The organism is Leucobacter sp. UCMA 4100 (assembly GCF_027853335.1).
Classification (GTDB): Bacteria; Actinomycetota; Actinomycetes; order Actinomycetales; family Microbacteriaceae; genus Leucobacter_A.
Window position 1 is genome coordinate 1,166,870 of sequence record NZ_JAFEUS010000002.1, and the last position, 11,598, is coordinate 1,178,467.

The 11,598-nt window shown below is 66.6% G+C and carries 12 protein-coding genes; 3 read left to right on the forward strand and 9 right to left on the reverse strand.

What is annotated here, in order from left to right; genetic code table 11:
• Positions 1-22 precede the first annotated feature (22 nt).
• From JSO19_RS05600 to JSO19_RS05630, 7 genes are all read right to left on the reverse strand, one after another.
• Complete coding sequence (locus JSO19_RS05600) at positions 23-553, reverse strand: hypothetical protein (protein WP_270910306.1); 531 nt, start codon at positions 551-553, stop codon at positions 23-25.
• Positions 550-1,578: a hypothetical protein gene (locus JSO19_RS05605; RefSeq protein WP_270910307.1), complete on the reverse strand. Its 1,029-nt coding sequence runs from the start codon at positions 1,576-1,578 to the stop codon at positions 550-552. The genes JSO19_RS05600 and JSO19_RS05605 overlap by 4 nt, the downstream gene beginning before the upstream one ends.
• Positions 1,575-1,937 carry a GntR family transcriptional regulator gene (locus JSO19_RS05610; protein WP_217136186.1) on the reverse strand — a complete coding sequence of 121 codons (363 nt, stop codon included), beginning with the start codon at positions 1,935-1,937 and terminating at the stop codon, positions 1,575-1,577. The genes JSO19_RS05605 and JSO19_RS05610 overlap by 4 nt, the downstream gene beginning before the upstream one ends.
• A gap of 26 nt (positions 1,938-1,963) precedes the next feature.
• Positions 1,964-2,410, reverse strand: coding sequence for an SdpI family protein (locus JSO19_RS05615; RefSeq protein WP_270910308.1), 447 nt, complete (start codon positions 2,408-2,410; stop codon positions 1,964-1,966).
• Complete coding sequence (locus JSO19_RS05620) at positions 2,407-3,345, reverse strand: CPBP family intramembrane glutamic endopeptidase (protein ID WP_270910310.1); 939 nt, start codon at positions 3,343-3,345, stop codon at positions 2,407-2,409. Before JSO19_RS05620 ends, JSO19_RS05615 begins: the two co-directional genes overlap by 4 nt.
• Before the next feature lie 69 nt (positions 3,346-3,414).
• Positions 3,415-4,170 (reverse strand): enoyl-CoA hydratase/isomerase family protein, encoded by a 756-nt coding sequence (locus JSO19_RS05625; protein WP_270910312.1) that lies wholly within the window; start codon positions 4,168-4,170, stop codon positions 3,415-3,417.
• A 129-nt stretch (positions 4,171-4,299) separates the two neighbouring features.
• Positions 4,300-5,826 (reverse strand): peptide MFS transporter, encoded by a 1,527-nt coding sequence (locus JSO19_RS05630; RefSeq protein WP_270910313.1) that lies wholly within the window; start codon positions 5,824-5,826, stop codon positions 4,300-4,302.
• 235 nt (positions 5,827-6,061) lie between these two features.
• On the opposite strand from JSO19_RS05630, the gene JSO19_RS05635 reads away from it, so the two are divergent.
• The 3 genes from JSO19_RS05635 to JSO19_RS05645 are packed head-to-tail and all read left to right on the forward strand — an operon-like array spanning position 6,062 to position 9,276.
• Positions 6,062-6,805 carry a FadR/GntR family transcriptional regulator gene (locus tag JSO19_RS05635; RefSeq protein WP_254259674.1) on the forward strand — a complete coding sequence of 248 codons (744 nt, stop codon included), beginning with the start codon at positions 6,062-6,064 and terminating at the stop codon, positions 6,803-6,805.
• Positions 6,802-8,430: a gamma-glutamyltransferase family protein gene (locus tag JSO19_RS05640; protein WP_270910315.1), complete on the forward strand. Its 1,629-nt coding sequence runs from the start codon at positions 6,802-6,804 to the stop codon at positions 8,428-8,430. The genes JSO19_RS05635 and JSO19_RS05640 overlap by 4 nt, the downstream gene beginning before the upstream one ends.
• A 57-nt stretch (positions 8,431-8,487) precedes the next feature.
• Positions 8,488-9,276 carry a sulfite exporter TauE/SafE family protein gene (locus tag JSO19_RS05645; RefSeq protein WP_270910316.1) on the forward strand — a complete coding sequence of 263 codons (789 nt, stop codon included), beginning with the start codon at positions 8,488-8,490 and terminating at the stop codon, positions 9,274-9,276.
• A 294-nt stretch (positions 9,277-9,570) separates the two neighbouring features.
• Here JSO19_RS05645 and JSO19_RS05650 read toward each other — a convergent pair whose 3' ends face one another.
• Positions 9,571-10,032 carry an acyl-CoA thioesterase gene (locus tag JSO19_RS05650; protein WP_270910317.1) on the reverse strand — a complete coding sequence of 154 codons (462 nt, stop codon included), beginning with the start codon at positions 10,030-10,032 and terminating at the stop codon, positions 9,571-9,573.
• A 127-nt stretch (positions 10,033-10,159) separates the two neighbouring features.
• Entirely contained in the window at positions 10,160-11,572 is a 1,413-nt protein-coding gene (locus JSO19_RS05655) for a dihydrolipoamide acetyltransferase family protein (protein WP_270910319.1), read from the reverse strand.
• Positions 11,573-11,598: the final 26 nt, after the last annotated feature.

The window sequence follows — 11,598 nt, forward strand, 5'->3', positions numbered from 1 at the left end:
GGGAGGCATCGCCGGTGGCCTCTCAGCTACGCTGCAGCGGCCGGGCCCGTGGCAACGTCCAGAGCGCCAGCACCAGCCACAGCGCAAAACCGCCGAACACCCCGAGCATGCCGGGAGCCGCGCCACGCTCGACGACCTGCTCGGTCGTGAGGCCTCGGGCGACGGCCAGCGAGAGCACGAGCCCCGTCATGACGGCCCCGGTGACCCCGACGAGGGTTGCACTGAAGCCTCGCGACAGCCTGGTCCACTGCCAGCCCCAGGCCATTGCTGCGGTGCCAAGCATTGCCGCGAGCGCCGCGAAGCTCGCGCCGAACACCCACGACGAGATGATATCGGCCGGGGCCGAGAAGCTCGTCGCACCCTCACCCTGCCAGTGTGAAGGAATCTCTCCGGGCAGGTCTTGCCACGACAGCGTGAGACGCCACCCGAGCAGCACGATGAGGGCCGGTGCGACCACCCCGGCGAGCACAATACGGGCCTTCTCGAGGGTTGAGAGCCCAGACCCCGCGGCGCCGTTCGTTCCGGGGCCGCCGACCCCTGCCCCGCCGGTCACTCGCCCAGCTCCGAGGTCGCGTTCGGGCCGAGGCCTTTGCCATCGCCCCGCCGTTTGCTGGCGTCAAGGAGCCCTTGCATGACGCTCACCGGCTCTTCGGGGCGTTCCAGCGTGACGGCAAAGAGCTTGCCGTTGGCCTGCGTCACCACGAACCCCGGCCCCTGCTTGAGCACGATCGCCGAGCGGCCTGGAGCGATGCGATAGCCCCAGCCGCCCCACTCGCCCGGGTTGATCTCGGCGACCTCGGCCTTCACGATCTGCGCCGGTGAGAGCCGCTTGATCGGAAACCCGAAGAGGCCAGACGTAACCCTGAGGCCCCGCCAATCGACGCTCACCCGGTACACGCAAAAGGCCGCGACCAAGAGCACGACGAGCACCGCGACAATGACGCTCCAGTGCAGGTGCGAGATGCCCTCGGTCATGATCACCGGAATATAGATGGCCGCCTGCAGTACCGTGAGCAGAATCGTCATGATGACGAACATTTTCGAGACAATGGTGCGGCTCCACGAGGCGACCTCGCCAGGCTCGAGTTCAACCGGCTCGACCTCAGCATCGGCGACGACCTCGATCGCGGGGTTGTCGATCTTGGGGTAGATCACGAGTGGCAGTAGGCCGTACGCCGGGGCGAGCATGAGCAGCGCAAACCATGCACCGAGCTCAACCGTGTACGGATCGGTGACGCCACGGGAGGGAGCGGCCGAGGTGATCCACATCGCAAGCGGGAAAAAGGCGACCGCACCGATGACGCCCGCGGTCGCTCGCTGCACCCATTTGCCCCGCACGGGAGCCACGATCATCACGGTTCCGACGATGGCAGCGGCGAGCGAGATGCCGAGCATCCAACCGAAGAACGGGCCGGCGGCACTCGCCCCGTCGGCCGGGCCACTCGCGCCCCAGTGCGTCGGTAACTCGGCTGGCAGCTCGGCGATCCACAGCGATCTTGTCACGATCAGGGCTACCGCGGGCAGCCACATCGTGAGCACGATGAACAGCTTTCGTGTGGTGCTCATGCGAGCGGTCATGCGGGGTCTCCCATCATTCGGTCAATACTCCGGTGTATCTCGCTCGCCGAGAGGCCGAGCTTCTTGGCCTCGTCGACCAGCTGGGTGGTCAGTTCGTTGATGCGCACGAGCATGGCGTTGGCATCGTTGCACACGAAGGCCCCACGGCCCTGGCGCATCTCGATGATGCCCTCGTCGCGCAGTTGTTGGTAGGCGCGCAGCACGGTGTGCATGTTGATCTTGAGCGAGCGCGCGAGGTCGCGGGCAGGCGGCAGGCGCTCGCCCGCCTCGAGTTCGCCAGAGGCAACCGCGGCGCGCACCTGCACCGCGATCTGCTCGGCAAGCGACACCTCGGCGTCAGGTCGCAGTCGAAAAAGCATGTTTTATACCCTTAATCACGTAACCGTTAGACGGTGAACCAGTCTGAAAAGCGCATGCGGGCATCGGCATCGCTCCACCCGAGCAGAGCGGCAGCCGCGCGGTTGCCGCGCACGCAGGCGCGAAGCGACCAGACGATGCACCAGAGCGATGAGCCGAGGATCACGACAGCCATACCCCACGCGAGCGTGTCTGCCGAGACCGGCCCGAAGACGCCGAGCGAAACGGCTGCGCCTACGAGGCATGCGACTGCGGCCACCCAGAGCCCGTAGCCTGCGCGGCGAGTGAGCGGTGCGCCCTCTCGTTGCGCTACGAACCACGCCTCGTCTGAGACCAGGGCAGCTTTCGTGCGAACACCGACCAGGTAGTTTCGTTCGAGCTCACCGCGAGCGCTTCGCCCAGCGAGCCGAACCATGAACAGGCCAGCGCCGCCGAGCCCAAGCACCCCAACCATCAACCCAATGACGGCGGTCACTGGGCGTCGCCTGCTGTTTGCTCTTCGAGGGGAGCCGCATCGGCACGCGGGGCAAACCTGCCCGACGCGACGATCGCGATGAGGGCGATGCCGGGAATGATCCACCCGCTCCAGCCGGTCACGTTGGCGTGCAGGGGGTTGTAGGTTCCGTTTTCGGCGATGAACACGAACACGAGTGTTGCCGCGGCATTGAGCGAGCTGTGCGCAAGCGCCGCCGGCCACACCGAACCGCCGCGCAGGCGCAGCCAGCCGAAAATGCCGCCCACGATCGTGCTCATCACGACCATGGCGACGAGCGCGAGCCAGCCGGGCGTGCCCGGATAGTTGTAGCCGAGCAGCACCGCCGGGGCGTGCCAGAGGCCCCAGATCACGCCCGAGATCACGATCGCTGGCCACGGGCCAAAGCGCATGAGCTTGGGCAGGAGCCAACCGCGCCAGCCGATCTCTTCGCCGAGAGCCGGGATGAGGTTGATGAAGAGCGCCGCGATGATGAGGTTCACGAACTGCAGGGCCACGAGCGCGCCGACGGGCATGGGCAGTTCGCTCACGCCGACCTGCGCGAGCTGCATCTCGGTGAGCTGCTGGAAACCTGCGAAGGTGACGAAGTCGGCGGGAAAGACACCAAAGAGTGAGCCGAGCCAGAGGCCGCCAATGCAGATGATGATCGGAATGAAAAGCGCACCAACGAGGCTCAGTATGAGCGGCTTCACGGGCTCCAAAGGAACGAGGCCGAGCGCCCGCGCCTTGTGCTTCGGTCGCTCGATGAAAAAGACGACGACGAGCGCGGCGACGGTCGGCACGAACATCGTGATGACGAGTATGAGCCTCGCCGATGGCTCTTCGAGACCGTTGCCCAGCCAGAGCGGCAGCGCGAGCAGCCACGCAAGGCCATAGGCGATGATGAGAAAGACGGTGAGTGAGCGGCGCAGCGACATGTTCTACATGTTATGCGAACAATGTCTCATTTGTCGAGAACATTTCTGCGCCGCCCCTCAGCCCCGCCGCTAGCGAGCAGCGAAAGCCGCGATGCGCTTCTCACCCTCGGGGGTGATCGACGCGACACCGATCGTGCGCGCCTCGTCGGCAACCTGCTCGCGGAACGAGCGGCCAGCAGCGGCACGCACGAGACGCTTCGCCTCACCGTAGGCGTAAGCATTCTGTACCCAATGCTCGGCGATCGCCTCGGCGCGTGCGAGCACAGCGTCGTCGGCGACCTTCTCGGCCGCGAGGCCCCACTCGACGGCCTCATCGGCGCTCAAGAGGTTGTCTTGCAGCACGAGCTGCAGCGCGCGACGCTCGCCGACCGCACGAGCGAGCTGCGCCGAGACCGAGAGGTCTGGGGTCAGGCCGACGCCCGCGTAAATACTGCCCACCTTCGACGACTCGCCAATGACCGCGTAGTCGCTCGAGAGCAGAATGCCGAGCCCGCCACCTGCCGTGACGCCGTGCGCCGCGGCAACCACGGGCTTCGCCGACTCGACGAGGGCGAGAATGCCGTCGTTGATGCGGCCCGCGAGTACCTGCATCGACTCACGCCGGTCTTCCATCTCGGCCATCGCGCGAACATCGCCGCCCGCACAGAAGGCGCGGCCCTCACCAGCCACGAGAATCGCCTTGACCTCGCTCGTCTGCGTCGCGAGCTCGCAGGCCTCGGCCCACCCCTCTGCGACCTCTGGGTCGAACGCGTTGAGGCGTTCTGGCCGGTTCAAGGTGATTCGGGCAATCCCGTTTTCAATGTTTAGCAGCACTGCGTTACTCATGTGCCCGATCCTACGTGATCACCAAGCCAAGCGACATTCATTTGAGCGATTGGCTCTCGGCCAGGGGCCTCGAAGAGCCAATCGCTCAAGGGTTTCACCAATGTGAACGGCAAACGCCGTGTCGGCAGGCTAGACCGTTTCGCGGCGCCCCATCGCCCGATCAACGACGCGGTACACGACGCCCAGCACGACGATCGCGGCGAGCGAGACGATCGCAACGGTCGTGAAGTACTGCGCTTCTGCGCCCTCGCGGTACGACTGCGAGATCCAACCCGAGAAGGTCGATCCGCCCGCCATCGTGAGGAAGTACAGGGCCGTCATCTGCGAGTTCACGGCCTTCGGCGCGAGCTCTGCCGTGAACGACAGTGCCGACGGGGCGAAGAGCGACTCACCGAACGCGAAGAAGATCATGACGAGCAGCGCGATGACGAGCGGCATCGAGGTGCCCTCGCCGAGGCTGAACGGAACAATGAATGCCGCACCAAACGACATCGCGATGACGCCGATCACGAGCTTCGTGACGGGGGTCATGCGCGCCGCACGGCTCTTCGTCCAGAGCACGGCGAGCAGCGCCGTGATGGCGGCAACCGCGAGGCTCTCAAGGGTGACGATGAGCGTCGGAGGCATCGTGAACGAGCCGATCGTGAGGTTGATCTTGGTGTCGGCAAAGACCGCGAACGCGGTGAAGAGCTGAAAGAGCAGCGTCCAGAACACGAGGCTCATGAGGAACACCGGAATGTAGCGCACGACACCGCGGCGCTCTGCCGTGGTCACCTTACGGTTCGTGAAGAGCATCGCGAAGAGGCCGATGGCCGCTACGAGCACGACGAGCGCAACGACGTTGCTGATATTTTCAGCGCGGATCACGCCAAAGACGACGCCGAGCGCAATCGCGGCGACGATCGCGACCGCGATGATGATCCACTTCGTGCGATCTGCCTTCGGCAGCGGGTTCGGCACGGTTGCGGTGCTCGCGGGCAGGCGCCCCATGCCAAACACGTACTGCGTGAGGCCAGCGGCCATGCCGATCGCGGCGGCGAAGAATGCGGCGTGGAAGCCCCACGACTGGTGCAGCCAGCCGGTGATGAGTGGGCCCGCGAAGGCGCCGATCGTGATGCCCATGTAGTAGATCGAGTAGCCCGCATCGCGGCGTGCGCCGCCGTTCGGGTAGAGTTCGCCGACCATCATGGTCGTGTTGACCTTGAGGCCACCGGTGCCGATGACGATGAGTGCGAGGCCGATCACGAGACCCGCGAGCCCGGGAACAATCGCGAGCATAATGTGGCCGGCGAGAATCGAGCTACCGCCAATGAGCACGACATATTTGGGGGCGAGCACGCGGTCAGCGATCCACGCACCAACGATCTGCGCGATGTAGACGAGGCCGCCGTACGAGCCGGCGATGCCGAGAGCGACGGGCTGCGGCAGGCCGAGGCCGCCCTCGCCCATCGAGTAGTACAGGTAGTAGGCGAGCAGCACCTGCAGCCCGTAGAAGCTGAAGCGCTCCCACATTTCGACGCCCGAGAGCGTGATGAGACCGCTCGGTTTTGCGTCTTCAACCACCACGCCAAGGGCGCGGGTCACACCGGTCGACTGCTCAGCGGCAGGCTTCACAAGCCCTTGTGATGGTTGATCGTCGGGCAAAGGTTTCGTCATTGATCCTCCAGGATGCTTCGCGGGTGTAACCGCACATTCCGTTGATGGGTGTATGGCCACGGCTCGTGTGTTTTGCATTCAAGACCGTGAATGTTAGTCTCGTTCGTAAGATGGTCTGACCAACAGCTCGAACGATAAGTGAACTTACCTGGTTCGAGTGGGTTCTGTCAATTGCGTATTTGCCCAGGCTTTGAAAGAGTGTTTCGGGGCTCATCGCACCATCAACCGACCCCACATGCGAAAGGAAGTGACGATGGACTGGAGCCAGCTCAAGAAAGCGACGACGCTTTCGCTGCCCGATCGTCTCTCAGTCGATCTCGAGCGACTCATTCTCGACGGGCAGCTCGCCCCAGGCGACCGGCTCCCACCCGAACGCGAGCTCGCTGAGCAGCTCGGCGTCTCGCGCGTCTCGATTCGTGAGGCGCTGCGCGAGCTCGAAAACCGCGGGCTCATCGACCGCCGCCCAGGCCGCGGCACCATCGTCTTAAGCCCCGGCGAGCAAAGCCCCATGGCCGACCTCATCGCCTCGGCCGTGAGCGGCGTCGACCCCGAGATCACCGACATCATGGAGCTGCGCGCAATCGTCGAGCCCCCCATCGCCCGCATCACCGCTGGCCGCGCGACCGACCGCGACGTCGAGCAGCTGCGCAGCCTCGTCGAGGCGATGGAAAAGGACGTCACGAAAGAGCGCTACGCCGAACTCGACCGCGCCTTTCACCAGTCGATCGCGCAGTACACGCACAACCCGCTGCTCGCGCTCATCAACACGCACATCGCCCAGCAGATCGCGCCAAGCCGCGCGAGCCGCTACCAGACCCGCGAACGCCGCCACGCGTCGAGCGTCGCCCACCGCCGCATTTTCGAGGCCATCGAGGCCCGCGACGGCGCACTCGCCGAAGAAGAGGCCCGTGCCCACGTCGTCGACATTGCCCAGCAAATTCAGCTCGCGGGCACCGAAGGAGAAGAGGAAGCCAAGTGACGAACCCCGCCCCCCTGGGTGCCATCTCGACCTCGCACCACCTCGCGACCGAGGCCGGAGCCGCCGTCATCGGAGCCGGCGGCAACGCGATTGACGCCGCCATCACGGCAGCCGCGACCCTGTGTGTCGTGTACCCGAACAACGTTGCGCTCGGCGGCGACCTCGTCGCGATCGTGCGCAGCCCAGACGGCAAGGTCCGCTTCCTCAACGCAACCGGAACGGCCCCATCGGGCCAGAGCCTCGAGGCACTACGTGAAAAGCACGGCGACGCATTGCCCTTGCGCGGCATCGACACCGTGACCGTTCCCGGCGGTATTCGCGGCTGGCAGGCTCTGCACGAGCTCGGCGCCACCCGCGACTGGGCCGAACACCTCGCCCCCGCCATCGGCTTTGCCTCAGAGGGGTTCCCGAATTCACGCTCGGTCGCCCGCGAACTCATTGCCGCGCAGGCCACCCTCGGCCAGGACGCTGGCGCGCAACCCATTTTTTACCCGGGCGGATCGCCCCTGCCCGAGGGTGCCCCACTCGTGCAGCCGGCCCTCGCCGAGTCGCTGCGTGAGCTCGCGGCCGGCGGCCCCGACGCCTTCTACGAGGGCGCCCTCGCCGAACGCTGGGTCGCGGGCCTCGCCCGCCTCGGCAGCACCATCACCCTCGAAGACACCAAGGCCTACGCCCCGTTCTGGGACGAGCCGATTGAAACGAGCTTCCAGGGCCTACGCGTGCTCACCGGCCCGCCCAACACCTCGGGCTTCATGCTGCTGCGTGCGCTCGACGCGATCAGCGCTGGCATCGACGATCCGCTCGGCGCTGGCGCTGGCGCGCTCGCCCAGGCCTTCTTCGAGAGCAACCTCGTGCGCACCGCCTCGCTCTCAGACCCCACCTTTGGCGGGGCAACCGGCGCCGAACTCGTCGCCGCGACCGCTCCCGCCGAAACCCTGCTTGCCGAGGCGAAGGCCTCGGGCGACACCGTCGGCTTCTCGGCCGTCACCGCCGACGGCTGGGCCGTCTCGTTCATCAACTCGGTGTACTGGGATTTCGGAGCCCACATTCTCGAGCCCGACACCGGCATCATCTTTCAAAACCGCGGAACCTCGTTCTCGCTCGACCCCGCCTCGCCGAACACCTTCGAGCCCGGCAAGCGCCCCCGCCACACCCTCATGCCCGTCATGGTCATGCGCGGCGAAGAGCTCGCATACGTGCCCGCAACCATGGGCGGATCGGCCCAGCCCCAAATCCACGCACAACTCCTGCAGCGCATGGCCGCCGAGGGCGCCGACCCCCACACCGCGACCCACGCGCCACGCTGGATGGTCGAAGAACTCACGACCGACGGCCCGCCGACCGTGCTCGTCGAGAACGACGTGCCCGAAGAAGCCAAGGCCTCGATGACGGCCGCGGGCTTCACCCTGCGCGTCGTGCCCGCCTACGACGAGGAGCTCGGCCACTCAAACGTCGTGCGCCTCGACGGGGCAAGCGACGCCTCGAACGGCGCGACCGGGTATACGGCCGCGAGCGATCCGCGTTCTGACGGCTCGGCGATCGTCGTTCACCGCTCGGGTCATGCTGAGGGCTCGGGCGAAGCCACGAGCGCTGGCGAAGGCTCAGGCACGGTCGGCGACGGGTAGCGCTGGGCCCGCGCCCACGCCGCCCACGCACCGACCACACGACAGGAACGTCACCCTATGAACACCACTGAATTCACCAAACCCAACCCCTCGGCACCACTGCTCATCGTTCTCGGAGCGATCACGGGCCTGCTCTCCGGCCTCTTCGGCATCGGCGGCGGCGTCGTGCTCGTGCCCATGCTCGTGCTCTTTCTCGGCTTTCAGCAGCGCCTCGCGGCAGGCACCTCGGTCGCCGCGATCCTTCCCGCAGCCATCATCGGCGGCATCAGCTACGGCGTGCAAGGCAACGTCGACTGGCTCGCCGCGGTACTGCTCGCCGTCGGCATCGTCATCGGCGCGCAGGTAGGCAGCTACCTGCTCTCACGCGTGCCCACCGGGTTCCTGCGCTGGCTGTTCATGATCTTCCTGCTCGGCGTCGTCGTCAGCCTCTGGTTCGTCGTGCCGCAGCGTGACGCCCAGATCGACATCGACCTGCTCACCGGCGCGCTGCTCGTCGTGCTCGGCCTCGTCACCGGCATTCTCTCGGGCCTGCTCGGCGTCGGCGGCGGCGTTGTCGTCGTGCCCGCCCTCATGTTCTTCTTCGGCGCGAGCGACCTCATCGCCAAGGGCACCTCGCTCATCATGCTCATTCCCGGATCGATCTCAGGCACCCTCGGCAACGTCAAGCGAGGCAACGTCGACCTGCGGTCGGCCCTCTTCCTCGGCGTGACCGCCGGCGTGCTCTCGCCCCTCGGCTCACTCATCGCCGTCTACATTTCGCCCTTCTGGTCGAACGTCGCCTTCTCGATTCTGCTGGCCTACGTGCTCGGGCAGATGGTCTTCAAGGCGCTGCGCGCGAAGAAGTAGCGGGTGGTAGGGCCCCGCGGCTGGCCAGGCTTGCAGCTGGTGCGGCCTGCGGCTTGCCGGGTCTGCGGCTGGCCGGGCCCGGCCGAGCCTGCCGAGCCTGGGCCTATGGCTTTTCTGGCTGCTGGCTGCCCCGATCCGCACCCCTCGGCTCCTGCCGCCCAAATTGTTTGCACTTTTGGGCGGTTTTGGCCTGTTTTGGGGCGAAAAGTGCAAACAATTTCGCGAGTCAGCTCTCAGAGGCCCGAAACCGGGGCCCGGGGCCGCGCCGGGGCGGGCCTGCCCGGGCATGATCCGCTAGCTCGCCGCGGCGATCATCGCGCGCACCGAGCCTGGAACCGAGACCGGGGTGCGCGTCTCACCGTCGACGAAGACCTGCACCCAGCGTCCGAGCGCGCAGATGTCGCCCACCACGCCGTCGGGCGCGTCAAAGAGGCCGAGTTCGAAGGTGATGCTCGAGTGTCCGAGGCGGGCGACGCGCACGCCCACGATGAGGGGCCTCGGGTAGGCCGTCTCGCGGAAGTAGCGGCAGGCAGACTCCGCGACGAACTGCAGCGTTGCGTCGTGCGAGAGCGTCGGCCCGAGTTGCTCGAGAAACCAGTCATTGATCGCGTTATCGAAGTACTCGTAATAGGCGGCATTGTTCAGGTGCCCCCACGCGTCGTTGTCACGCCAGCGAGTCGTGAACTCGCGGGTGAGCATGAAATCTTCGGGGCGAAGTGCCCGCTGATCTTCTTTGGCCAGCTCCCAGTAGTGCATAGGCTCCACTGTACTGTCAGCGCCGCGGGGCGTCGAGCCCGTGAGGCTGGCGGATCGCCCCGCACCCGTGCGGCCAAGCCCGAAGGCTGGCCGCACGAGCGTCGTGGCACGCGGCGCCCGGTGGCTGCTAGTCGAGCAGCAGCGCGGGCTCCTCGAGCACCGAAGCCACGTCGGCGACGAAGTTCGAGATGACGTCGCCGTCGACGACGCGGTGATCGAATGATCCGCCGACGGTCGTGACCATGCGGGGGCGCACCTCGCCGTCAACGACCCAGGGCTTCTCTTTGATTGAGCCCATCGCCATGATCGCGGTCTCGCCGGGGTTCAAGATCGGCAGGCCGAAGTCGACGCCGAAGACGCCGACGTTCGTGATCGTGATCGTGCCCTGCTGCATCTCGGCGGGCTGCGTGAGGCCAGCGCGAGCGCGGTCGGTGAGGGTCTCGATCGCCTGCGCCATCTCACGAAGGCTGAGCAGGTGCGCATCTTTAATATTCGGAACCACGAGGCCGCGCGGGGTCGCCGCCGCGATGCCGAGGTTCACGTAGTTGCGGCGCACAATCTCGGTGTCGGCCCACGCCGAGTTGATCTCGGGGTTGCGCGCGAGCGCCCAGGTCACGGCCTTCGCCATGATGAGCAGCGGCGAAACGCGCACGCCCTCGAACGAGCCCGAGGTTTTGAGACGCTTCACGAACTCCATCGTGCGCGTCGCATCGATGTCGACGTACACGCCGGTGTGCGGAGCCGAGAACTTGCTCTCGACCATGGCCTGCGCGACGACCTTACGAATACCCTTCACGGGCACGCGCTCTTCGCGTTCGCCGTTCGTGGTGAACTGCGGGGCGGCGGGGCGCGGAGCGGTGGACACGCCAGCAAGACCCGCGCCAGCAGCCGCCGCGGGGGCAGCACTCGCGTGGCTGAGCACGTCGTCTCGCAACACCTGACCGTGCGCGCCCGTCGGGGTCACGCTGGCGAGGTTGATGCCGAGATCTTTAGCGAGTTTGCGAACGGGCGGCTTTGCGAGCACCTTGCCCGGCGCCGGGGCGTCGGGGGCGGGGCCGGTCGCGGGTGCCGCAGCTGCGGTCTGGGCAGCGGGCGCCTGCGCGGGAGCAGCGGGTGCGGCCGCCTGGCGCGCACCGCGGCGGCTCTTGACCGCGCCGCCCGTGCCGTAGCCGACGAGCACGGCGCCGGAGTTGTCGTCATCGCCCGAGGCTTCGGCTGCCGCAGGTGCCGCGGCAGGGGCGGCAGCCTGCGCCGCGGGGGCCTCGGCGCCGCCGCCTGAGGCGGGATCCGCGTCCTGGCCCTCGCCCTGCATGCGAAGAATCGGCGTTCCCACGGGAACCGTGGTGCCGATGTCGACGAGCAGCTCGGCGACGACGCCCTCGAAGGGCGACGGCAGTTCGACGAGCGATTTTGCAGTCTCAATTTCGCAGATCACCTGGTTCAGGTGCAGCTCGTCGCCGGGCTTCACTGCCCACGTGACGATCTCTGCCTCGGTCAGTCCCTCGCCCACGTCGGGTAGGGCAAATTCATTATTGCTCACGATTTCCTCGATATTTCTGCGCGGTG

Coding starts and splice junctions, on each gene's coding strand:
- JSO19_RS05605 (WP_270910307.1), bottom strand. CDS start 1,578: ATGACCGCTCGCATGAGCACCACACGAAAGCTGTTCATCGTGCTCACG.
- JSO19_RS05610 (WP_217136186.1), bottom strand. CDS start 1,937: ATGCTTTTTCGACTGCGACCTGACGCCGAGGTGTCGCTTGCCGAGCAG.
- JSO19_RS05620 (WP_270910310.1), bottom strand. CDS start 3,345: ATGTCGCTGCGCCGCTCACTCACCGTCTTTCTCATCATCGCCTATGGC.
- JSO19_RS05625 (WP_270910312.1), bottom strand. CDS start 4,170: ATGAGTAACGCAGTGCTGCTAAACATTGAAAACGGGATTGCCCGAATC.
- JSO19_RS05630 (WP_270910313.1), bottom strand. CDS start 5,826: ATGACGAAACCTTTGCCCGACGATCAACCATCACAAGGGCTTGTGAAG.
- JSO19_RS05635 (WP_254259674.1), top strand. CDS start 6,062: ATGCGAAAGGAAGTGACGATGGACTGGAGCCAGCTCAAGAAAGCGACG.
- JSO19_RS05645 (WP_270910316.1), top strand. CDS start 8,488: ATGAACACCACTGAATTCACCAAACCCAACCCCTCGGCACCACTGCTC.
- JSO19_RS05650 (WP_270910317.1), bottom strand. CDS start 10,032: ATGCACTACTGGGAGCTGGCCAAAGAAGATCAGCGGGCACTTCGCCCC.